The organism is Pseudomonas sp. NS1(2017) (assembly GCF_002269425.1).
GTDB lineage: Bacteria > Pseudomonadota > Gammaproteobacteria > Pseudomonadales > Pseudomonadaceae > Aquipseudomonas > Aquipseudomonas reactans.
In genome coordinates, this window is record NZ_CP022960.1 from 6201823 (window position 1) to 6224257 (window position 22435).

The window sequence follows — 22435 nt, forward strand, 5'->3', positions numbered from 1 at the left end:
CCTCCTCACTTTCGGAGATTGATATGCGTCTTGCTTCCACTAAAACTGCGGCGGTCCTGTGCGGCGGCCTGTTACTGGCCCTGAGCGTTCCGGCCAGCGCTGCAGTCGACGCTAAATTGCTCGACATGCTCAAGGCCAACGGCCAGATCACCAATGCCCAGTACAGCGAACTGCAAGCTGAACTGGCACGGGACCAGAAAGAGCAGCAGATCGCACGGCAAGCTCAACAAGAGACCAACGAACAGATCGCGGCCACCGCGAAGAAAACCAACGAGCTGAGCAGCTTCGACCAGAAGCTGGCCTGGGCGGCCAAGACTCAACTCAAGGGTGACGTGCGCTTCCGTCATGAAACCATCAAGATCGACGGCACCCCGAACAACGGCGGCAAAGACAAGGATCGTGAGCGCATCCGTGCTCGTCTGGGCGCCTACACCGAGATCAACTCACAAGTCGACACCGGCATCCGTATCGCCACCGGCAGCAGCGACGACGCCCGCTCCACCAACCAGGACCTGGACGGCTACTTCAACAAGAAGTCGATCTGGCTGGACCTGGGTTACATCGACTACCACCCGACTCAAATCAAGAACCTGCACGTGATCGGCGGCAAAATGCTGCAGCCGTGGGTCAGCATGGGCGATGTGATCTGGGACAGCGATATCAACCCGGAAGGCCTGGCCGTAACCTACAAATACCCACTGGGCAGCAGCGCCGAGCTGTTCGGCAGCTTGGGTAATTACAACCTCAAGGACAACGTCAACGGCGACGGCGTGCAATTTCGCAACGACCTGCGCATGACGGCAGGCCAGTTGGGTTCGCGCTTCTCGCTGACCGATAACCTGAAACTGACCCTGGGCGGCAGCGTCTACGCGTTCCAGAACGATGAAGACAGCCGCTGCCCGACCGCTGGCTCCTTCCAATGCCTGACCCCAGCCGAAACCATCGCGAACACCACCGCCGGCAATGCCAGCGAGTACCGTTTGTATGAAGGCTTCAGCCAGATCGACATCGGCGGCCTGGCCGTACCGCTGTCGTTCTATGGCCAGTACGTGCAAAACACCAAAGCCACTGACAAAGATCAGGACACTGCCTGGTTGCTCGGTGCCAAGTCCAAAGTCTTCGGTTTCAACCTGGACTACAACTACCGCGACGTACAACGTTACGCCGTGGTCGGCGCCCTCACCGACTCGGACTTCGCTGGCGGCTTCACCGGTGCACGCGGTCACAAGTTCAAGGTCGGTTACGACATCGACAAGAACTTCGCGGTCGGCGCCACTTACTTCCTGACCAAAGCGGACTACGCCAGCGCCCCGGGCTACCGCGACGCGAACGCCAACACCCTGCAGCTGGACGCAGAAGCCAAGTTCTAACGCCACCCCACTGTAGGAGCGAGCTTGCTCGCGAAGAACATCAACGGTAACGCGGTTATCCTGGATAGCCGCGTTGCCTGTGGACTCTTCGCGAGCAAGCTCGCTCCTACAGATCCTTGAGTCGCTCTTGCGCCAACCGCTGCGCCAAGGCCTCCACACCCTCTACCGGCTCATCCGGCATTATCTTCAGCGTCGCCTGCATCAGGCGCATCTGGCGGATAAACCGGCGGCAGTTCGGGCAGAACATCAAGTGATGACGCACCAGCAGACGCTCGCGAAAGGTCAATTGCCCATCGAGATAGTCACTGGAACGCGCCACTTGTTCTTTACAGGTCAACATTCGCCCGTTTCCTCAAAATGCTCCACCGTGGCGAAGACTTTAAGCCGTGCTCGATGCAACAGCACACGGACATTGGAGAGCGACAGCGTCAGAAGATTACAGATCTCTTCCAACTCCAACCCCTGGCGCTCACGCAGCACCAGCACGCTGCTTTGCAACTCAGACAAACTCAGCAACGTATGCTCCAGGCATTTGCGCAGTTCATCCTCGGTCAGCAGGGCTTCCGGAGTGTCCTGGTGCCAGGCGTAGGGGGCGACGGCCCAGTGACCATCGTCGGGGGTGAAGCGATCATCACCAATAGTGCCATGGGGCGACGGCAGGTCGTCGAGCAACACTTCGCGACGATTCTGCTTATAGCGCCCCTTGGCGGCGTTGGCGGTGATGGTCAGCAGCCAGGTCTTGAGGCTGGAACGCCCTTCGAACCTGGCCAGGTTGCGCACCACCGACAGCCAGGCGTCTTGCACGACTTCGTCGGCGTGACGCTGGCCGACGATGGCATAGGCCACCGCCCGCATGGCGCTCTGGTAGGTGGTGACCAATTCCTTGTAGGCCCGCTGCTCACCCTTGAGCAGGCGTTCAAGCAGGTGCGCGTCGTCCGCTGCTGCCATTCATGACCTCGATTGTCTTAGCGTTTGCGCAGGATCACGCTGCCGATCGAATAGCCCGCGCCAAACGAGCTGAGTACCGCCACGGAGCCCTTGGGCAAATCGTCCTGGTATTTGTGGAACGCAATCACCGAGCCCGCCGAACTGGTATTGGCGTAAGTATCGAGGATCACTGGCGCTTCTTCCACCGAGGCTTCACGGCCCAGCAGTTTCTTCACGATCAGGTGGTTCATGCTCAGGTTGGCCTGGTGCAGCCAGAAGCGCTTCACATCGGCCACGTTCAGCTGGTTTTCTTGCAAATGCACGCCGATCAGCTCGGCCACCATCGGGCACACATCGCGAAATACCTTGCGGCCTTCCTGTACGAAAAGCTTGTCCGGAGCGCCGACGCCCTCTTCCGCCGTGCGGTTGAGGAAGCCAAAATTGTTGCGGATGTTATTGGAAAACTTGGTCAGCAGCTTGGTGCTCACCACATCGAACTGGTGCTCGGAGGTCGCCAGGTCGGCGCGCTCCAGGATCACGGCGGTGGCCGCGTCGCCAAAGATGAAGTGGCTGTCACGGTCGCGGAAATTCAGGTGGCCGGTGCAGACTTCCGGGTTGACCATCAAAATCGCCCGCGCCTGGCCCAGTTGGATGCTGTTGGCGGCGTTCTGGATGCCGAAGGTGGCCGAGGAACACGCCACGTTCATGTCAAAACCAAACCCTTCGATACCCAGGGCTTCCTGGACTTCAATGGCGATGGCCGGGTAGGCACGCTGCAGGTTGGAGCACGCGACGATCACGCCGTCGATGTCGGCAGCAGTCTTGCCCGCACGTTGCAGGGCTTGTTCGGCGGCGCCGACCGCCATCTGGCAGAGCACCGACCATTCGTCGTTGCTGCGCTCGGGCAGGCGCGGGGCCATGCGCTGCGGGTCGAGAATGCCGTCCTTGTCCATCACGAAGCGGCTCTTGATGCCCGAGGCTTTTTCGATGAAGGCTGCGCTGGATTCGGTCAGCGGCTGCACGTCACCGCGCTCGATGGCGGCGGCGTTATCGCTGTTGAACTGATGCACGTAGGCATTGAAAGACTGCACCAGCTCTTCGTTGGAGATGCTGTTGGCCGGGGTGTACAGGCCAGTGCCGCTGATGACGACGTTATGCACGGTCGTTCCTCTAAATCTGTCAGGCAGAAGATATTGGTACCGTCGTACCAAACTGTAAGTAGTCCGATTCCGCACCGCGGACACCAAACTGGCATCGCTTTATTCCTTCGCGTCGCAGCCCTTCACGACGATCCCGGCATTTATAGGCGCGAAGTTTGCCACAAACCCTGGGGTTTGGCGCCATATGCCAGATAAACACCCTCCGGCTTCCCTTGTAGGAGCGAGCTTGCTCGCGAAGAACTCAAGGACGCCGCGGTCGTCCAGACTGCCCGCGTTATCGTTGACGTTTTTCGCGAGCAAGCTCGCTCCTACAGGGGAGGCAGGTCTTCAGGCTTCTACCTGGCTCCATTGCTTGCTCAAGCGCTTGTCGGAAATCGGCACTTTGGTACCCAGTTGCTGGCCGAACAACGACACGCGATATTCCTCCAGCCACCAGCGATAGAGCTCCAGCTGAGGGTCGCGCTTGCCTTCCTGGGCATGCTTTTTCAGACGGTTTTCGTACTGAGTCCACAAACCGGCCAGTTCGCCGCTCCACACCCGATCCTTTTGCACCTGGCTCGGCAGTTTTTCCAGGCGCAACTCGATGGCCTTGAGGTAACGCGGCAGTTCCTTGAACCACTGCGCCGGGGTTTCCCGCACAAAACCGGGATACACCAAATTGCTCAACTGCTGCTTGATGTCGTTCAAGGCCACGGCCTGAGCCAGGTCGATCTTGCCTTTGAAGCGCTTTTGCAGGCCGTGCCACAGTTTCAGCACGTCCAGGGTCAGGCGCGCCAGGCGCTCGGCGTGTTCGGTCCAACTGCCGCGCTTGCGCTCGGCCAAGGCGGCCAGGCCTGCGCCATCACGCGGCAGGTTGGCTTCGCCTTCGAGTACACAGGTGTCGAGGCTGGCCAACAGGATGTCTTCCACCAGCGCATCGATACGGCCCAGTTCGCGGTACATCAGGCCCAGTTCGGTCAGGCCCGGCAATTTGCCGCGCAGGAATTTCGCAGGTTCTGCCAGTTGTTGCATCAGCAAACGCTGCAAGGCGCGACGATGCTGGAACTCCGCCTCGGCAGCCGTGGAGAAGCGCCCTTCCTTGACCGTGCCGTTTTCTTCCACCAATGCCGGATACACCGTCATCGACAGCCCGGCGATCTTCTGCTGGGTCTTTTCCGCCACCGCGGCAAACACCTTGGCTTCCACCGGCTGCTGGCTTTTTGCGGTTTGCGGCACGGCCAGCGCGGCCTGGCTGGCCTCGGCAAAACGCGCCGTCAGTTCGGCCAGGTCGCGGCCTTCGCCGAGGAACTTGCCCTGGCCATCGACCACTTCCAGGTTCATCTTCAGGTGGCTTTCCACCTGCTGCGCGGCTTCAGCCCAGGCTTCATCGCTGACCCGCGCCCCGGTCATGCGCAGCAATTCGCGGCCCAGCGCCTGAGGCAACGAGCCCTGGCCAAACTCGATGCGTTGCAGCGCGGCCTTGACGAAGTCCGGCACCGGCACGAAGTTCTTGCGCAATGCCTTGGGCAGGTTACGCACCAGGGCGATGCACTTGGCTTCGATCACCCCCGGCACCAGCCATTCCAGACGCTCCGGCGGCAACGCCGGCAGCAGCGGCGCCGGTACGCGCAGGGTCACACCGTCACGCGGGTGGTTGGGTTCGAAGTGGTAACTCAGTGCCAGTTCCAGGTCGCCCAGGTGCAGGGTGTCCGGATAATGCGCGGCGGTGACTTCACTGGCCTCGCGGGCCAGCACGTCTTCTTCGCGCATGATCAGCAGTTGCGGGTCTTTCTGGCTGTTGACCTTGTACCAGCTGTCGAAGGTCGCGGTCTGATGGATCTCCGCCGGCAACCGCGCGTCGTAGAAGGCGAACAGGGTTTCTTCGTCCGCCAGGATGTCGCGACGGCGTGCCTTGGCTTCCAGTTCGTCGAGTTGTTCCAGCAATTGCTGGTTGGCCGTGAGGCACTTGGCCCGCGACTGGATCTCGCCACGCACCAGGCCTTCGCGGATAAACAACTCGCGCGACACCACCGGGTCAATCGGCCCGTAATGCACCGGCCTGCGCCCGACCACAATCAGCCCGAACAGGGTGATCTGCTCAAAGGCCACGACCTGTCCGCGCTTCTTCTCCCAATGGGGTTCGAAGTGGTTTTTCTTGATCAGGTGCCCAGCCAGCGGCTCGATCCAGTCGGCGTCGATCTTGGCGACCATGCGCGCATACAGCTTGGTGGTTTCCACCAGTTCGGCGGTCATCAGCCATTGCGGGCGCTTCTTGCCGATGCCCGAGGACGGGTGGATCCAGAAGCGGCGCTGGCGTGCGCCGAGGTAATCGCCGTCTTCGGTTTTCTGGCCGATCTGGCTGAGCAAACCGGACAACACCGCCTTGTGCAGTTTCGGGAAATCCGCCGGCTCTTTATTGATGGTCAACTGCATGTCGCGGCAGATCAGGCTCAGCTGGCGATGGGAGTCGCGCCACTCGCGCAAACGCAGGTAGTTGAGGAAGTTCTTGCGGCACCAGTTGCGCAGCGGGCTGGCTGTGAGTTCCTGGCGCTGCTCTTCGAAACCGCGCCACAAGTTGACCAACCCAGCGAAGTCAGAATCCGGATCTTTCCACTGTGCATGCGCCTGATCGGCCGCTTGCTGGCGCTCCGGCGGACGCTCGCGCGGGTCCTGAATCGACATGGCGCTGGCAACGATCAGCACCTCCTGCAGGCTGCCGAGCTTGGCGGCTTCGAGCAACATACGGCCCATGCGCGGATCCACCGGCAGACGCGCCAACTGACGACCTAGAGGCGTGAGCTGGCTGTTGCGGTCTACCGCCGACAGCTCTTGCAGCAGGTTGAAACCGTCGCTGATGGCCTTGCCGTCCGGCGGCTCGATAAACGGGAAATCGGTGATCTCGCCAAGGCGCAGGTGCAGCATCTGCAGGATCACGGCGGCGAGGTTGGTGCGCAGGATCTCCGGGTCGGTAAATTCCGGACGGCCGATAAAATCCTCTTCGCTGTACAAGCGAATGCAGATACCCGGTTCGACCCGGCCGCAACGGCCTTTACGCTGGTTGGCGCTGGCCTGTGAAATCGCCTCGATCGGCAGGCGCTGCACCTTGGCGCGGTAGCTGTAGCGGCTGATGCGCGCGGTGCCGCTGTCGATCACATAACGAATGCCCGGCACGGTCAGCGAGGTTTCCGCCACGTTGGTAGCCAACACTACGCGCCGGCCCGGGTGGGACTGGAAAATGCGCTGCTGTTCGGCCGGCGACAGGCGCGCGTACAGCGGCAGGATTTCGGTGTGCTTGAGCTGGGCCTTGCGCAGCATGTCGGCGGCATCGCGAATTTCGCGCTCGCCCGGCAGGAACACCAGCACATCACCAGGGCTGCGGCGCTCGCTGCGCTCGTAGGCGGCGATTTCATCGAGGGTGGCGAGGATCGCCTGGTCAACGGTCAAGTCGTCCTCGACGCGATTGCCCTCCTCGTCCTGCTCCAGGGTCAAGGGGCGATACCAGGTGTCCACCGGGAAAGTACGGCCCGAGACTTCGACAATCGGCGCGTCATCGAAATGCTTGGAAAAACGCTCCAGGTCGATGGTCGCCGAAGTGATGATGACTTTCAGGTCCGGACGACGCGGCAGCAGGGTTTTCAGGTAGCCCAACAGGAAGTCGATGTTCAGGCTGCGTTCGTGGGCTTCGTCGACGATGATCGTGTCGTAGCGTTCCAGGTAGCGATCGTTCTGGGTTTCCGCCAGCAGGATGCCGTCGGTCATCAGCTTGATCAGGGTGTTGGAATCGCTCTGGTCTTCGAAGCGCACCTGATAGCCGACCAGCGCGCCCAAAGGCGTGGCCAACTCTTCTGCCACCCGGCTGGCGACGCTGCGCGCGGCGATCCGGCGTGGCTGGGTGTGGCCGATCAGACCGAACTGGCCGCGACCGATTTCCAGGCAGATCTTCGGCAACTGGGTGGTCTTACCCGAGCCGGTCTCACCGGCAATGATCAGCACCTGGTGCTTGTTCAGCGCGGCTTTGATTTCATCCCGCTTGGCCGCAATCGGCAGGCTGTCGTCGTAGCGGATCACCGGCAGGCTGGCGCGCCGCGCTGTGACCTGGGCGCAGGACGCCTGCATGCGCGCAACCCACTGCGCCAACTTTTCCTCGTCGGGCTTCTTGCGCAACTCAAGCAGTTGGCGCCGCAAGCGATGCCGGTCGGCGAGCATGGCGTGATCAAGGGTTTTGAGCAGTTGGTCGATAGTGGGCGCTTGGTCAGTCATCAGGTACGCAAGGGTCGTCTATATATGCAGGGGGCGGATTGTCGCAGAAAACCACCCACAAGCGTGCCCCCTCATTCGTTATCGCGGTCCTTGCGTCGGTACGGGAACACATCAATGACCTTGCCCGCGCGGATCGCCTCCTGAAGGCCTTTCCAGTAATCGGCGTTGTACAACTCGCCATGCAGTTCATCGAACAGCTTGCGCTGGCCGGCGTCGGCAAACAGGAACGGCGGGAATTCCTCGGGGAATACATCCAGCGGGCCGATGGAGTACCAGGGCTCGGAGGCCATCTCATCCTCGGGGGTACGCGGCGCCGGAATGTGACGAAAGTTGGCTTCGGTGAGAAAACAGATTTCGTCGTAGTCGTAGAACACCACGCGACCGTGGCGGGTGACGCCGAAGTTTTTCAGCAGCATATCGCCAGGAAAGATATTGGCGGCCGCCAGTTGTTTGATCGCCAGGCCGTAGTCTTCCAGGGCTTCGCGCACCTGGGCGGGGTTGGCGTTGTCGAGGTAGAGGTTGAGCGGGGTCATGCGTCGTTCGGTCCAGCAGTGGCGGATCAACACCGTGTCGCCTTCGACTTCAACGGTGCCAGCGGCGACTTCCAGCAGTTCGGCGAGGCATTCGGGCTCGAACTTGCTCAAGGGAAAACGGAAGTCGGCGAACTCCTGGGTGTCGGCCATGCGCCCGACCCGGTCGACGCTTTTGACCAAGCGGTACTTCTCGATCACCGTGGCGCGGTTGACGTTTTTCGACGGTGAAAAACGGTCCTTGATGATCTTGAACACGGTGTTGAAGCCCGGCAGGGTGAACACGCTCATCACCATGCCGCGCACGCCGGGAGCCATGATGAATTGATCATCAGTGGTTGCCAGGTGGTTGATCAGCGCGCGGTAGAACTCCGACTTGCCGTGCTTGTAGAAACCGATCGAGGTGTACAGCTCTGCGACGTGCTTGCCCGGCAGAATGCGCTTGAGAAAACCGATGAACTCCGCCGGCACCGGCACATCCACCATGAAGTAGGAACGGGTGAACGAGAAGATGATCGACACGTCGGCTTCATCGGTGATCAGTGCGTCGATCTGGATGCCCTGCCCTTCGCGGTGCAGTAACGGGATCACCAGCGGCCATTGTTCGTCGCGGGTGTAGATGCGCCCTACCAGGTAGGCGCCTTTATTGCGGTAGAGCACCGAGGAGAACAGCTCGACGTTGAGGTCTGGGTCTTTGCACACCCAGTCCGGCAGGTTCTCCCGCAGTTGGGCTTCAAGGCGATGCAGGTCGCCGGCCAGGTCCGCGTAGGGTTCACTGAAACGGTAGTCGGCAAAGATCTGCGCGAGCATCTCCGGGATTTTTGCGGCGGGGGTGTAGGTACGCGTCTGCGCGGCCCGTGCCCGGCGCAGACTGGGCCGGGTGGTGTGGATGAACATGCAGCCGTCGCTGATCAGGTCGTGGCTGAACAGCCCGCAGAAGATCGAGTTGTACCAGGTCTCGGAGAGTTCATCATCGAAACGCAGGTCGATCAGACCGATGTAGGCGCTTTTCACCACGGGCCACTGGTCAACATCGAGTAATGCTCCGTCATCAAAGCTACTGCGCAAACGCGCAATCACTTCACTGACCTTTTCTTCATAGAGGTTGATCCGCGCCGCCGATGCCGCCTGCCCCTGCTGCCACTGGGCCTTTTCGAAACGCTCACGGGCGCCGTCGGTGATCTGGCGGAAGTGCTCACGGTAATCATCGAAACCATCGAGGATCATCTGGGCGACAGCGAGGGCGGATTGCGACATGCGGGAAACCTCTACGGGCATCTGGAAGCCCTGAGCTTAGCCAGTGTACGTGAGCAGGAGAAGGGTCATTTCTTGCACTGCCTTGTACAACTTTGTTCATTTCGTACATTTATTTTCAATTTTTTTAATTCGACCATTCGGTCAATAAACGCACCCTGAAGTCCCGTTGCGTTTTACCCGCACACCTTCAATGGCGGGGCTTGGCGGGTTGAAGCCGGAAAACCGCGCGCAGCTCCGGCGGCGATCATCGCGCAGCGCTTTGGATCCAACTAAGGGAAACCCTGATTACCACACTGATGGCACTTTGATATATAGCGCGCCCTCTCCCACCCTAACAAGGTCCAAAGACCGATCCGGGAACAGGTTCTAATCGCCCAAGGAGCATTGAGATGTCATTGAGGAACATGAGGATCGGTCTGCGTGCCAGTCTGAGTTTTGGGGTTTTGGCCAGCTTGCTGGTGATCGTCGGGATGTTTGGGCTGGGCCAGATGGCCAAGTTACGGCAGAGCGCACTGGTTATCGAAGCATCGTGGATGCCGAGCATCGAGAACATCCACGACAGCGCGGCCTTCGTGGCCAGCATTCGTCTGGAGGCGTTGCGCCTGGCGACCACCGACGAATCGCGGATACGCGACAACAGCAAGGCCCTGATCACCCGCCAACGCACCGAGCTGCAAACCTTGCTGGACCATCACAAAACCCTGCTCAGCGGCGATGAAGAACGCGAGATGCTCAAGCAACTCGAAGGCAACGTGAATGCCTACCTGACCCTCGTCGGACAGATCGTTGCCCTGGTGGACAAGGACCAGCAACAGGACGCCATCGACCTGCTCAACAGCCGCCTCGCACCACAAGGCGTGATTCTCAACAAAAGCCTGGAGGACATGATCACCTTCAATCAGAGCGGTGTGGAAACCGCTGTGGACTCCGCCGCACAGACCTATTCCAGCGCGCAGTGGATCGTCGGTTCGATCATTGTGTTCGCGCTGATTGCCACCTTGCTGCTGGCCTGGCTACTGACCCGCAGCATCACCGCCCCCCTCGGCCAGGCCCTGATCGTGGCCCGCACCATCGCCGGTGGCGACTTGAGCCAGCCGATCGCTGTCAGCGGCAAGGACGAACCGGCTCAATTGCTCACGGCTTTGGCCACCATGCAGGCGCAGTTGCAAGGCACCATCCGTGGCATCAGCGAGTCGGCGCAGCAACTGGCTTCTGCGGCCGAAGAGATGAGTTCGGTGATGGAACAAAGCACCCGTGGCCTGCAAGCGCAGAACGACGAGATCGAACAGGCCGCCACCGCCGTGACCGAAATGAGCGCGGCGGTGGATGAAGTAGCGGGCAATGCGGTGTCCAGCGCCGAAGCGTCCCAGGCCTCCGACGAGGACAGCAAGCACGGCCACTACCAGATCAGCGAAACCATCAGCTCGATCCAGAACCTGGTGGACGAAGTGCTCGGCGCGTCGAACAAGGCCGAAGGCCTGGCCGTACAAGCCCAGGACATCAGCAAGGTGCTGGAGGTAATCCGTGGCATCGCCGGGCAGACCAACCTGCTGGCGCTCAACGCCGCCATTGAAGCGGCCCGCGCGGGCGAGGCCGGGCGTGGTTTTGCGGTGGTGGCCGACGAAGTGCGCTCCCTGGCGCAGCGCACCCAGGACTCCACCGAAGAAATCGAGCAGATGATCACCGGTATCCAGCAGGGCACCCAAGACACCGTCGAAGCCCTGAACAGCAGCGCCGAACATGCCGGCCAGACCCTGCAACGCGCCAACAGCGCCGGCAGTGCCCTGGAGAAAATCACCGCGGCCATCTCGCAGATCAGCCAGCGCAACCTGGTGATTGCCAGCGCCGCCGAGCAGCAAGCACTGGTAGCACGCGACGTGGACCGCAGCCTGGTGAACATTCGCGACCTGTCCACCCAAACCGCCGCTGGCGCCACCCAGACGTCGGCGGCCAGCCAGGAACTGTCGCGCTTGGCGGTGGACCTGAATGGGCTGGTGACGCGGTTTGTCCTGTAATCATTGGAAATGTCATGCAACACTCGCGGGCTTATTGAGGTAGGAGTGTTGTGTGAGACCTGTCGACAGCCTGTATTTATTGGGACTCGCCGCCATTTGGGGGGCGAGTTTTCTGTTCATGCGCATTATCGCGCCCGAGATCGGCACCGTGCCGACGGCGTTTTTCCGCGTGTCGATCGCCGCCGCCGGGTTGCTGGTGATTTTGGCGATGATGCGCGTGAGCTGGGATTTCCAGGGCAAGTTCAAGACGGTGTTGTTATTGGGGGTCATCAACTCCGGGATCCCGGCGACCATGTACTCCGTGGCGGCCCAGGTGCTGCCGGCGGGTTACTCGGCGATCTTCAACGCCACCACGCCACTGATGGGTGTGTTGATCGGCGGGCTGTTTTTCAGCGAACGCCTGACGCCGTCGAAAATTGCCGGCGTGTGCCTGGGCCTGTTTGGCGTGGGAGTGCTGACCCGCGCAGGGCCGGTGGCGTTTGACCTGGAATTGCTGATGGGCGCACTGGCGTGTTTGCTGGCGACCACCTGTTATGGCTTTGCCGGGTTCCTGGCGCGGCGCTGGTTGGATCAGCGTGGGGGCTTGGACAGTCGCCTCTCTGCGTTGGGCAGCATGCTCGGCGCGACGTTATTTCTGTTGCCGTTCTTCGCCTACAGCGCGATCAGCCAGCCGCCCGCCAGTTGGGGTGGGTGGCAGGTGTGGTTGTCGTTGCTGGGGTTGGGGCTGGTGTGTACGGCGTTTGCCTACATTCTTTACTTCCGGTTGCTGACGTCCATCGGGCCGGTTAAGTCGATGACGGTGACGTTTATGATTCCGCCGTTTGGGGTGTTGTGGGGGGCGTTGTTGCTGGGGGAACCGTTGTCGATGGCGCATGTGTATGGGGGGGTGTTGATTGCGGGGGCGTTGTGGTTGGTGGTGCGGCCGAAAAAACAGGCCACTCCCGTGTAGGAGCCCGGCTTGTCGGCGATGGTGTTTTCAAGGCTGCCATCGTCGGGATGGACTAGGCCTCCCCGGCGCCTACGGGGTGAGGTTGTGTCAGGTCTTATGAAAAACGAAAACCAGGCCGATGATGATCAACTTCATCCACAGCACCAGTAGGTAGAAACCGCTGCCGTGCTTTAAGTCGGAGTAGTTTTCATGCGGCTGCAAAACACCGGCAGTTATAATACGCCGAGTTTTTCCAAGGATTTCACATGATCGCTCTGCCCTGGCTGTACCTGATACTGCTCTCCATTGGCTATGCAGTCGCCTTGACCTACGGGCAACTGAGCCTACTAGTCGCCGTCTCGGTGGGCCTCTTGCTGATCGCCGGCTACGCGGTTCGCCAGCAGCGTACGCCATGGGCGCGTTACCTCGGCCACGGCTTGTTCATCGTCCTGGCCCTCAGCTTGGCGATGCACTGGCTGCCCGGCTTCTACAACGGTCGAGCCATCGACCCGCAACGCCTCACCCCGGAAGCTGTACCATTCTCGATGTATCTGAACCAAGATAAACCGCTGATTGGCTTTTGGCTGTTGATAGCCTGCCCGTGGATCGTCGCGTGGCGGCCGCTACGCCTATCGATTTGTGTAGCGGCCCTGGCGTTGAGTCTGACAGTCATTACTGTTCTTAGTGCGGCCGTGCTGCTGGGGATCACCGCCTGGGCGCCAAAATGGCCGGAGCAGGCGTGGGTCTGGGTACTCAATAACGTGCTGCTGGTAACGCTGGTGGAAGAGGCTTTGTTTCGGGGGTACATTCAAGGGGGGTTGAGCCGGCAGTTCAAGCAGTTTCGCTACGGCGACAATCTGGCGTTATTGCTGGCTTCGCTCCTATTCGGCCTGGTGCACGTGAATGCAGGCTGGCAGTGGACATTGCTGGCAACTATTGCGGGTGTGGGATACGGATTGGCCTATCGGTTTGGCGGGTTGGGAGCAGCGGTGATAACGCATTTTGGGGTGAACCTGGTGCATTTCGTTTTTTTTGTTTACCCAATGATGGCGTGATGGGAGAAAGCCAATTAATGCCACACCCAGACGTCTAGCTCCTCCAGTGGAATCTAGTCAGCTTGAAATAGCTAGCGAGCGCACACGGGATGCCATTCACCAGCTTCTGCCCACGCGCTCCGCTCAGAAAAACCACGGGTCGAGTGGGCGACACAGATTCAGCGTCATTACCACAGCCGAGTTCGTTGCGCTGATATGCTGCGCTCAATACCGGGGGAATCAAAGAAAAGCCGACCCGCCTGATCGGCTCAAGTATCTAATTTTACTCAAGAGTGATGGTTGGCACGGAGTGAGTGGAATACTGAGAGTGGCAGCCCGCGCTGCCGGGAGTCTTGAAAACCTAAAGAGCGGCGCCCATTGCATTCGACGTCTAACGACGTTGGGTTAAGATTCACGAACTACCGCAAATCCTCGCACAGACTTTTGCCGAAAAAGCGCCTGCTCACGGTGTCCTGCACCGAGTGCAAAACCACACACCTGACACGCGCGGCGTTCGCTTGTAGAATCCACCCCAAATAACTCCTCAGCACCAATCAATGGTGCTCGACTCGCTGAGTGATGTCATAACCGACAAGCAGATAATAGAACTCAAGTCACGCATTAACAACTGACAAAAGGAACTTCCGGAACTCTACTGTTGAGCCCGGCCACATTAAGAATGGACTGCTGAATGTCTTTAATCACGCATAACAAAAACCTGGAAATTGAGGCGTTGCGCGCCATCGCCGTTTTTCTTCCCGTCATGGGCCACCTAGGCAATCTTCTATTTTGGTATCCAGAAATAGGCAACTGGTCATACGGGTTGTGGGCCGGCGTCGATATATTTTTCTGCATATCCGGCTATGTGATTGCCAACGCGTTCTATAAAGCCTTTTACGCATCAGCCCGACTGGAAGACAAATCAACTTTCGTTAAAGAAATGGTGTCATTTTACATACGTCGCGCGTATAGAATAATGCCATCTGCAATGTTATGGATCCTGATCGTCTGCCTACTCTCAATCACCTTCAACCAAACCGGAATCTTCACAACACTAAAGGCGAATATTTTCGACGGACTGTCAATTGCGATGTTCATGTCTAACATCCATTTTGCTAGCTGCTATCTATCCACCCTTGGAAATAAAGTGTGTGGCAGCAATGGCATTTACTGGAGCATTTCACTGGAGGAGCAGTTCTACTTCATATTCCCATTTCTATTCTTTCTGAGACTGCGCTGGATATTCTGGCTCGCCGCTGCGGTTCTCATCGGCACAGGCATTGCTTATTTTAACTTCACCATGCTGTATGTGCTGTACACCAGAATGGATGGTATTATGTTAGGCGTGTGCCTCGCCATATTCAGAAATACCACAGCCTATTCGCTAATAGAGCCAAAGTTCCTGGCGAACAGCCTAGCAAAATACTTCACTGCGGTTGCCCTGATCGGCGCAATTCTAATTGTTCCTTCAAGTGGAGGAGTCGTTCCGTTCGTATTCACGATGGTGACCTTGCTCTGCACGCTGACGGTGTGGCTCAGCTCATACCAACGAAACTACCTATTCCCAGAAGGCAAAATTCGAAACATACTGGCCTATGTGGGTACCAGATCGTTTGCCATTTACTTGGTTCACAATCCGGCGTTTTGGCTCACCAGGGAAATATGGTCAAGAATTGAGGGTGCGACGTTTGAATTCAACTCCCATTACAATATTAGATTTTGCTTAACCGCGATTGTGTTAATCGCAATATTTTCCGAGCTCAACTATCGTTTTGTGGAGAAGCCTCTTAGAAAGAGAGGTATAGAAAAATCCAAAAGATACCTGGAATCCAAAACCAAAACGCCTGAAGCGGCAACTTCATAACCTCGAACATCCCCAGCGCTGACCCTTCGGGGCGTGCCGCCCGAAATGAGCGTAATTACTCCACTGATGCTGTGTTCCCGATCCCCTCGGGAACCGGCCATGGACCGACACAGCACCTAAGTCGCGGTATTCGATCCTGTGATTTTCGCCTTTTTTGTGATTACATCGTAAGCGGTCAGGCATCCCGTCTTGCGCAGCTAAGCCGGTTGCCATCGATGCGGCAACAACTCCCCAATCTCACTCGCCCGCTGCGTCGGCAGGCGAGTAAGAACGTCCTTCAGATAAGCATATGCATCGTGGCCGTTGAGCTAGGCCGACTGGATCAAACTCATTAGCGCAGCAGCGCGTTGGCCACTGCGTAGTGAGCCAGCAAACAACCAGTTCTTCCGCCCGAGCGCCCATGGCCGTATCTGATTTCGAGGTGGTTATTGTCTATGGGCACCGTGCCGTCGTTAAGATAACGGCTCAACGCAGCCCAACGTTTAAGGCTGTAATCCAGCGCCTTGGTAATCCCCAAACCTTCATGCACACGCTCGCGCTGGGCGATCATCCAGGTATGAAACGCGTCCATCAGGGGCGCGGCTTTTTCCTGACGTATTCGTCGCCGGACATCCGGTTCCAAATCGCGGACTTCGCGTTCAACCTCATACAAAGCCGCGATATACCGCAATGCTTGCTCGGCCAGCACGCTTTTTTTGGTGACGTGCTGGTCGTAGAACTTGCAGCGGGCGCGGGTCATGCAGCCGACTTCAGTGACGCCAAGTGCAAAACTGGTTTTGTAACCGCCGTAGTCGTCACAGACCAACTTGCCTTTCCAGTCGCCCAAAAAGTTGCGGGCATATTGCCAGAACGACCGGGGCTGAAGTCGTACACCACCGCGCTTATCTCGGCGAACGCGGTCGTGGCATAACCCCAAACATATGCTCGGTGGGTTTTCTTTTCACCCGGAGCCATCATCTGTACTGGCGTTTCATCGACATGCACCACGTTGTGCTCAAGCACGACTTCGCGCAAGGCATCCACCAGTGGCTGTAATTGCACGCCGCAAGCGCCGACCCAACTGGCCAGCGTTGAACGAGGAATCGCGAGACCGGCCCGCCCGAAGATTTGCTCCTGGCGGTACAGCGGCAAATGGTCGGCGTATTTTGCGATCATCACCTGGGCCAACAGCCCAGCCGTCGGGATGCCTTTGTTGATGACCTGCGCCGGCACCGGCTCTTGAATCAAGGTTTCGCAGTTGTCACAGACCCATTTGCCACGAATATGCCGTTCAACGCTGAACACGCCTGGCGTGTAGTCGAGCTTTTCGCTGACGTCTTCGCCGATGCGCTTGAGGGCGCAGCCGCATTGGCATTGAGTGTTTTCTGGATCGTGATGAATCAGCGTGCGCGGAAACTCGGCAGGCAATGCAGTGCGTTTGGGTTGCTGGCGGACTGCTGCTTGCGCTGGCTTTGGTACCAGGATTTCAAGCTCTGCTTCGATGGCGGCCAGGTCGGTCTCAATCAGGTCGTCGACCAAGCTGGCCTGATCAGGGCTGAACGACTCGGAGCGTTTGGCGAAGCGGTGGCGTTTGAGCTGGGCTATTTCGTGAATAAGTTGCTGGTTGCGGGTCTTTTGATGAAGAACCTCTTTGTCTAGGCTCGCCAGCTGCGTATCTAGATGCTCAACGCGGTTGAGCAACTGCGCAGCTAGGCTGCGCAGTTGTTCGGTGTCGAGCTGATCGAGAGGAGTAGTAGGGATCATGGCGATGACTCTGCCCGATCTGCTGATCGATGTATGTCATCCATGTCTCTTAATGGTTACGGATGGCTCCGTCAGACCCAAGCCATTGCCAGGGAAGACCGACCACCAGTGCCTGGAGCTGCTCAGAACTCAGCTCCATTTGGTCACCATGCCGATTGCTCGGCCAGGAAAACTTCCCCTAGTGCAGGCGGCGTGCCGCCAACCAAACGCCCAGTCCGTCGTGCACCAATACTTTCATGCGATTGCCTCGACGGTTGGCAAAGATATAAGCACAGTGCGGCTGCGCCGCACCGAAGACAGACACGACTCGTGCGAGGGCTTTCTCGGTACCAGAGCGCATGTCCATCGGTTCGGTGGCCAGCCAAATTGCGTCGATGCGGATCACGAAGCAAGTCCACGGACAAAACGGACACCCCCTTCAGGATCGGAAGACGGCCATTTCACCGTGATAGTTTGCTCGCCAAATGGCAGCTCAATGATCACCGATGGATCGACCTGCCTTTTCGGGGCTACCTTTACCGGAACGAATGCTGGCAGGGTTGCGGGTGGTTGATCTCGGAAAAGTGGCAGCCACTTACGGATCACGTTGGCATTGATGCAGTGACTGATGGCAACGCTGGAAATGGAGGCGCCGGGTTGCAGGCATTCCTGGACAACTTGGGCTTTAAACGACTTGGGGTAAGAGCTTCGTTGGCGCATTTAAGGGCTATCGCGTCCGCTTAAAATAGGCGGACACCATCGCCCTTAATTTGGGAGATCGGTAGGCGTGTTCACCGTTCGCTTAAATTACATCAAAAGTGGCGTAAGCCAACGTATCCAACACTTGCTCTATGACCAAAACTCGCGTGGTTAGGCCAATGTGCGCACTGCATAGTGCTAGAACGGCATGTTACCTGACCGCTATGCACAGCCATTACCCTACACGCTGACTTGAGTCTGCTTCACAGGGTTCTATTTAGGCATTCGATGCTGTCCTGAGGAGCGTACTTACACTTTCTTCAGATTTTTAAAATACTCAATCAACTCTGCAGTTCTGGCGGGGAGATGATAGTGCTTCAGGAAGAATTCCCGACCGCATTTTCCCATTGTATCGAGGCGCGCCGGATCGCTGTTATAAAGCTCCAATACAGCATCTGCAAGACCGCTGGCGTCCTCCGCTGGCGAAACTAATCCGGCTTGAGCGTCCAAAACAACCTGCGCAGCTTCTCCGTTACAGCTCGCGATAATCGGTTTGCCCGCCGCCAAATAGCCTTGAACTTTACTTGGAATCGTCGCTGACAGTACATCATCAGCTTTCAACGTGACCAACAGCACAGATGAGACAGCGTAAATATCAGATACTTCTTCAGGCGATATCCGCCCCAACAATTCTAAGTTGGTGATGCCCAAATCATGAATCTTTTGCGCAACCGTATCTTCTGCACGACCACTTCCAACAATAAAAAACTTAATATTGTCCTGACCTTGCAGAAGACGGGCGGCTTCCACAATTGTCATGCATGACTGAGCGATACCAACGTTACCCGCAAACACAACAGAAAAATAGCGAGAAACCTCATGTAACTTTGAAGACGTCGGCGGCGTCGTGCGAACAAGTTCTTTAGCCGAATTAGGAAGCAAGCTGATCTTACTCCAGTTTTTTGTAAGGCGTTGTACCGAAGCGCGAAAACCTTCTGACTGAATCAAGATCAAATCGGAAAAATGATAGATATAACGCACGAAATATTCGACTAACTTCAAAATAAATTTATTCTTGACAAAACCTGTTGCCACCAAAGTTTCCGGCCAGATATCTTGAACCCAAACCACTAGCGGCGCGCGCTTTATGAATGAAACAAATACTGCAGGTAGTGCCTGCAGCAATGGCGATAGCGCGTATACAAAAACCACATCAAATTTTCTGCCGCGCAATACCCAAGGCGCAAAAAAATAACCCGAAAGTATAAATGAAAGATAATTCAGGACCATACCTTTACCCGAGTTCTTGCCCCGTGCGCTCAAAGGCACTCTTATAATTTCGATCCCTTCGTAATACTCACTTTGAACGCCGGTTGAACGATAGCCGTCAAAAATTTTTCCGTCGGGGTAATTTGGCTTACCTGTCAAAATAGTTACTTTCGCCCCCTGAGCCCGCAGTTCTTCTACCACATGATTAATGTGAAAGTTTTCTGGCCAAAAATACTGCGTCCACACCAAAACTCTCATTGCAATACTTCCCTTAAAAACACTTCCGGACCATAGATGGCTTGAGTTGTACCCACAATTCCAAGGTGACGTTTGACCGATCGGGCAATTGACGTGTGAGACTGAGGATCGAAAGTCTCGACAGGCTCAACAATATCTCTGACATAGTCAAGCTCAGCGGCGATGATTGGCAGGCCTGCACGAGAAGCTTCGATCAGGGGCAACCCCAATGATTCAGTTAAAGAGGGGTAAATCAAAGCCTTTGCTTGAGCATAAAGACCGGCCACCTCATTTGGCGTCAATGGGCCAAGATTAGAGACGCTCAACCCCCATTGCTCTTTCAACTCTGCAACCTGCACAGCCAGGGGCGAATCCAACGCAAGTGTCAGTACTAGGCTAGGGCGTATCCCTTGCTCCGCCAACAGGCACCATGCCTGCAACAGTGCCTGATGATTTTTGTGAGGGTCATCGCTAGCGACATACACATAATCGAAGCAACGCTCACTATCGGTGGCCACAGCAGAAAAGTCGGAATCACCTATATAGGGGCAAATCACAATTTTGGATGTAGGCCCGAGGTATGCGCGAGTTTGTTCGGCCATGGACGGGCTTTGCAAAATGAACTTGTTGACCCGGTGTGCCAGTTTTTTTATTAAAAACCGTTCCACCGTCAGGCGGAACCTCGTTCTCAACGAATATCCACGCAGGGGGACTGAGGAAATAAGCAGTCTATTTTGGAGAAACACCGTTACGCTACCCCGGCAACGCAACAAGGGAGGCAAGCCATGGAAACACAGCACCGCATGGTCATCTGCGGCTCGTCGTTGCAGTCTCAACTCAGCAGCAAACCTGGAAAAAATCGAGGGCGAAATCAGATGCCGTTCTGCGGATGAAGAGGGTATTAGCTGAGCGGCCCGTGTGTCTAGTTGCTCGAAATCCACGGACATACCCGGCGTGGAATAGAGCGCTCGGAGAAGCGTCAACCCGCCACCAACGTGAATGCCAGGAGCGTGTAAAAATAGTTTCCTTGAAGTTTTCAAAAAATCTTTAAACCTCTCTGAATTCCACGCAAAAGACTATGCAAGTAGCGCACTTTTTGTTTAGTTCGTAAAGACAAAAAACTCAGCGCGACTCGTCTTAAAAAAAATGTGCCGCGCGCGTGGAGAGTGACCGCCAAGACGCGAATCGAGGAAACACCGCAACGCCTCGCCCTCTCTGCAGAATGATTGCCTGCCGCTATAAAATCACGCGTCCATAAGTGTGAAGCCAACCTCAAATAGCTACGACCTACTTCATCAACAGATTCTCCAGGAATCTCCGAATATAAAAGTTTTTTCACAAAACTCAGGTGTAGATCATTTGATTCCTGAAACGCCAGATTGGCACGGCTCTGCGTGTCCTGACTTCCGTGGTTACGTGCTTGAATGAGCACAGCAGGCAGATGAACAAAAGAGTAATGTTCTGCCGCACTGAACCACAAATCATAATCTTGTGTCGTGCGCAAACGTTCGCTGAAGGTTCCAATTTCCGTAAACATAGATCGAGGAATCAATAAGCTGCAGCCATGTAAAGCACTACGCGCGGCAAGCCAATAGCGAAAGTATTTGGGAGGCACCCCAGGCATATGAACAGAAACACTGTCGGCTACCGCTTCATCAGTAAAAATCGAATAGTCAGAATATACAACCGTTCGAGTAGCCTCATATCTAGTTAAAAAGCCTACTTGTTGCGACACTTTATCAGGCAAGTAGAGATCATCATGGCTCAGCCAGGAAAAGTACTCCCCCTTCATCCTATGTATCGCAAAATTCAATGCTGATGCAACACCACCATTTTCCTTTGAAAAATAACGAATGCGATCTCCAAACGACCGCGCAACACGCTCCGTCGCGCCCTCATCGCAACTACCGTCATTAACAACAATGACCTCAATACTCGAGTACGTCTGCCCTAATGCGCTCTCTATTGCGCCACCTAAAAAACTCGCCCCATTGAAAACCGGGATAACGATTGTCACCAATGGCAAAAAATCATCCCCCCCTGCCGTTTCCTCAGGAATCGAAGTCATTCTAAACTCCTAAGCAAGTTTTTCAGCAATCAGACTTTTAGCTTTTTCGCGATTTCTTTTCGTACTGTATAACAACGTCGCAATCATGCCGGGAATATTTACTACTAACATACCCACGCGAAAACAAAAGTAGATCGTCGCAAACGGTGCAATCCTGTTAGACAACTCGACGCACACTTTTGAAAATACCGACTCCCCTACTCCCAAACCACCAGGAGTAATAGGAATGACCGAAAATAAATTCCCAAACACGCCCGCGATTGCAGTCACTTCGGCATTCGCGGCGAATGTGAACATTGACGCTATTATTACCATTCCAATGATCACGATACCCGTTGCGGCTAACGAAACCGCCCAACATACCAGCAATGTAGGCCAGGCACGAAAGTACATGAGCAATGCCAATCCGAACGGCTGAAGGTGATGCCGAATTTTTATCGGCAAGCGCTCAATAAGAGAAAAATTCAAGGCAACAAAAACGCTCAGCACCAGCAGCCCCCCCCCCAGGAAAGACAGTAACACCAATATCCTAAGTAAACCGATGTATTGATGAAACTCTGAGTCAGGAGACACGGCAGCAGGTAAAAAGATTGAAACCAGAGCGGCAACAGATACCAAGCCGATCATTGCAAATACACGGTCAGTGACAATCGAGATAAGTGCCGTCGATCGACCACTCTCCAAAAGACGAAAAATTTGCACGCCCTTAACTGCATCCCCACCGGCGGCACCTGGTAGCCAAGTGGAAAAAAAACTGCCCATCAACTGCAGGTTAAGTATCGTACTCAGTGGAACCACATTACGCGTTGCCTTGAGCAACAACCACCAACGAAAGCCACTTATTACGATCCCTAGAAACAGACAAACCAAAGCTGGAATAAAGAGATTGAGGTGATCGAATACCACCGCTATAGAACCGAAATCCAACTGGCCGCTGTTCAAAAGCGCCACGACCAACGCGCCTGCGAGCATTAGTTTTACAATTAAAAAAATGTTGCTCTTCTTTAAATAACGCATAAATCCCTACTTTTTAACCTGTTTATCCTAACGCGCATCTCAGGCCGCTTTTTTTGGTCATATCATGCATCGGCTAGCAAGCGCAACGCGATCTGACCC

17 protein-coding genes and 1 pseudogene are annotated in these 22435 nt (G+C 56.3%); 5 read left to right on the forward strand and 13 right to left on the reverse strand.

Going from position 1 to position 22435, the window contains the following annotated elements; translation table 11 throughout:
* The first annotated feature begins 23 nt into the window (after window positions 1-23).
* Window positions 24-1370, forward strand: coding sequence for a putative porin (locus CI807_RS28815; protein ID WP_095017177.1), 1347 nt, complete (start codon window positions 24-26; stop codon window positions 1368-1370).
* Window positions 1371-1476: 106 nt separating this feature from the next.
* On the opposite strand, the gene CI807_RS28820 is transcribed toward CI807_RS28815, so the two are convergent.
* The 5 genes from CI807_RS28820 to aceK all read right to left on the reverse strand — a co-directional run bounded on the left by CI807_RS28820 (window position 1477) and on the right by aceK (window position 9483).
* Window positions 1477-1710 (reverse strand): anti-sigma factor, encoded by a 234-nt coding sequence (locus tag CI807_RS28820; protein ID WP_095017178.1) that lies wholly within the window; start codon window positions 1708-1710, stop codon window positions 1477-1479.
* Window positions 1704-2318 carry an RNA polymerase sigma factor gene (locus CI807_RS28825; protein ID WP_095017179.1) on the reverse strand — a complete coding sequence of 205 codons (615 nt, stop codon included), beginning with the start codon at window positions 2316-2318 and terminating at the stop codon, window positions 1704-1706. The genes CI807_RS28820 and CI807_RS28825 overlap by 7 nt, the downstream gene beginning before the upstream one ends.
* 17 nt (window positions 2319-2335) lie before the next feature.
* Complete coding sequence (locus CI807_RS28830; RefSeq protein WP_016979343.1) at window positions 2336-3457, reverse strand: beta-ketoacyl-ACP synthase III; 1122 nt, start codon at window positions 3455-3457, stop codon at window positions 2336-2338.
* 327 nt (window positions 3458-3784) lie between these two features.
* Window positions 3785-7696 (reverse strand): ATP-dependent RNA helicase HrpA, encoded by a 3912-nt coding sequence (gene hrpA / locus CI807_RS28840; RefSeq protein ID WP_095017181.1) that lies wholly within the window; start codon window positions 7694-7696, stop codon window positions 3785-3787.
* A gap of 71 nt (window positions 7697-7767) precedes the next feature.
* Window positions 7768-9483, reverse strand: coding sequence for a bifunctional isocitrate dehydrogenase kinase/phosphatase (gene aceK, locus CI807_RS28845; protein WP_095017182.1), 1716 nt, complete (start codon window positions 9481-9483; stop codon window positions 7768-7770).
* Window positions 9484-9887: 404 nt separating this feature from the next.
* Here aceK and CI807_RS28850 point away from each other — a divergent pair, with 404 nt between their 5' ends.
* From CI807_RS28850 to CI807_RS28865, 4 genes are all read left to right on the forward strand, one after another.
* Entirely contained in the window at window positions 9888-11498 is a 1611-nt protein-coding gene (locus CI807_RS28850; RefSeq protein WP_371858024.1) for a methyl-accepting chemotaxis protein, read from the forward strand.
* Between the two features lie 52 nt (window positions 11499-11550).
* Complete coding sequence (locus CI807_RS28855) at window positions 11551-12447, forward strand: DMT family transporter (protein ID WP_095017184.1); 897 nt, start codon at window positions 11551-11553, stop codon at window positions 12445-12447.
* 245 nt (window positions 12448-12692) lie between these two features.
* Window positions 12693-13481 (forward strand): CPBP family intramembrane glutamic endopeptidase, encoded by a 789-nt coding sequence (locus CI807_RS28860; RefSeq protein ID WP_095017185.1) that lies wholly within the window; start codon window positions 12693-12695, stop codon window positions 13479-13481.
* Between the two features lie 670 nt (window positions 13482-14151).
* The gene (locus CI807_RS28865; RefSeq protein WP_095017186.1) at window positions 14152-15324 is read left to right on the forward strand and encodes an acyltransferase; all 1173 of its coding nucleotides are present in this window, start codon (window positions 14152-14154) and stop codon (window positions 15322-15324) included.
* 197 nt (window positions 15325-15521) lie between these two features.
* Here CI807_RS28865 and CI807_RS32205 read toward each other — a convergent pair whose 3' ends face one another.
* From CI807_RS32205 to CI807_RS28900, 8 genes and pseudogenes are all read right to left on the reverse strand, one after another.
* The gene (locus CI807_RS32205) at window positions 15522-15605 is read right to left on the reverse strand and encodes a hypothetical protein (protein ID WP_371858025.1); all 84 of its coding nucleotides are present in this window, start codon (window positions 15603-15605) and stop codon (window positions 15522-15524) included.
* A 50-nt stretch (window positions 15606-15655) separates the two neighbouring features.
* Window positions 15656-17067 (reverse strand): annotated as a pseudogene (locus CI807_RS28870) (IS66 family transposase).
* Window positions 17068-17245: 178 nt separating this feature from the next.
* Entirely contained in the window at window positions 17246-17452 is a 207-nt protein-coding gene (tnpB, locus tag CI807_RS31375; RefSeq protein ID WP_157742086.1) for an IS66 family insertion sequence element accessory protein TnpB, read from the reverse strand.
* On the reverse strand, window positions 17449-17766 hold the full coding sequence (locus CI807_RS32210) for a transposase (protein WP_095017187.1): 318 nt from the start codon (window positions 17764-17766) through the stop codon (window positions 17449-17451). The genes tnpB and CI807_RS32210 overlap by 4 nt, the downstream gene beginning before the upstream one ends.
* A 288-nt stretch (window positions 17767-18054) precedes the next feature.
* Window positions 18055-19272: a glycosyltransferase family 4 protein gene (locus tag CI807_RS28885; protein WP_095017188.1), complete on the reverse strand. Its 1218-nt coding sequence runs from the start codon at window positions 19270-19272 to the stop codon at window positions 18055-18057.
* Window positions 19269-19853 carry a glycosyltransferase gene (locus tag CI807_RS31380; protein ID WP_157742087.1) on the reverse strand — a complete coding sequence of 195 codons (585 nt, stop codon included), beginning with the start codon at window positions 19851-19853 and terminating at the stop codon, window positions 19269-19271. The genes CI807_RS28885 and CI807_RS31380 overlap by 4 nt, the downstream gene beginning before the upstream one ends.
* A 434-nt stretch (window positions 19854-20287) precedes the next feature.
* Window positions 20288-21319: a glycosyltransferase gene (locus CI807_RS28895; RefSeq protein ID WP_095017190.1), complete on the reverse strand. Its 1032-nt coding sequence runs from the start codon at window positions 21317-21319 to the stop codon at window positions 20288-20290.
* A 9-nt stretch (window positions 21320-21328) separates the two neighbouring features.
* A complete protein-coding gene (locus CI807_RS28900) occupies window positions 21329-22336 on the reverse strand; it encodes a lysylphosphatidylglycerol synthase transmembrane domain-containing protein (protein ID WP_095017191.1) in 1008 nt (335 codons plus the stop codon).
* Window positions 22337-22435: the final 99 nt, after the last annotated feature.

What these genes read in the sequence shown, in the direction of transcription:
- CI807_RS28815 (WP_095017177.1), top strand. Translation starts at nt 24, where the DNA reads ATGCGTCTTGCTTCCACTAAAACTGCGGCGGTCCTGTGCGGCGGCCTG.
- CI807_RS28820 (WP_095017178.1), bottom strand. Translation starts at nt 1,710, where the DNA reads ATGTTGACCTGTAAAGAACAAGTGGCGCGTTCCAGTGACTATCTCGAT.
- CI807_RS28825 (WP_095017179.1), bottom strand. Translation starts at nt 2,318, where the DNA reads ATGGCAGCAGCGGACGACGCGCACCTGCTTGAACGCCTGCTCAAGGGT.
- hrpA (WP_095017181.1), bottom strand. Translation starts at nt 7,696, where the DNA reads ATGACTGACCAAGCGCCCACTATCGACCAACTGCTCAAAACCCTTGAT.
- aceK (WP_095017182.1), bottom strand. Translation starts at nt 9,483, where the DNA reads ATGTCGCAATCCGCCCTCGCTGTCGCCCAGATGATCCTCGATGGTTTC.
- CI807_RS28850 (WP_371858024.1), top strand. Translation starts at nt 9,888, where the DNA reads ATGAGGATCGGTCTGCGTGCCAGTCTGAGTTTTGGGGTTTTGGCCAGC.
- CI807_RS28860 (WP_095017185.1), top strand. Translation starts at nt 12,693, where the DNA reads ATGATCGCTCTGCCCTGGCTGTACCTGATACTGCTCTCCATTGGCTAT.
- CI807_RS28865 (WP_095017186.1), top strand. Translation starts at nt 14,152, where the DNA reads ATGTCTTTAATCACGCATAACAAAAACCTGGAAATTGAGGCGTTGCGC.
- CI807_RS32210 (WP_095017187.1), bottom strand. Translation starts at nt 17,766, where the DNA reads ATGCGCCAACGAAGCTCTTACCCCAAGTCGTTTAAAGCCCAAGTTGTC.
- CI807_RS28885 (WP_095017188.1), bottom strand. Translation starts at nt 19,272, where the DNA reads ATGAGAGTTTTGGTGTGGACGCAGTATTTTTGGCCAGAAAACTTTCAC.
- CI807_RS31380 (WP_157742087.1), bottom strand. Translation starts at nt 19,853, where the DNA reads ATGGCCGAACAAACTCGCGCATACCTCGGGCCTACATCCAAAATTGTG.
- CI807_RS28895 (WP_095017190.1), bottom strand. Translation starts at nt 21,319, where the DNA reads ATGACTTCGATTCCTGAGGAAACGGCAGGGGGGGATGATTTTTTGCCA.
- CI807_RS28900 (WP_095017191.1), bottom strand. Translation starts at nt 22,336, where the DNA reads ATGCGTTATTTAAAGAAGAGCAACATTTTTTTAATTGTAAAACTAATG.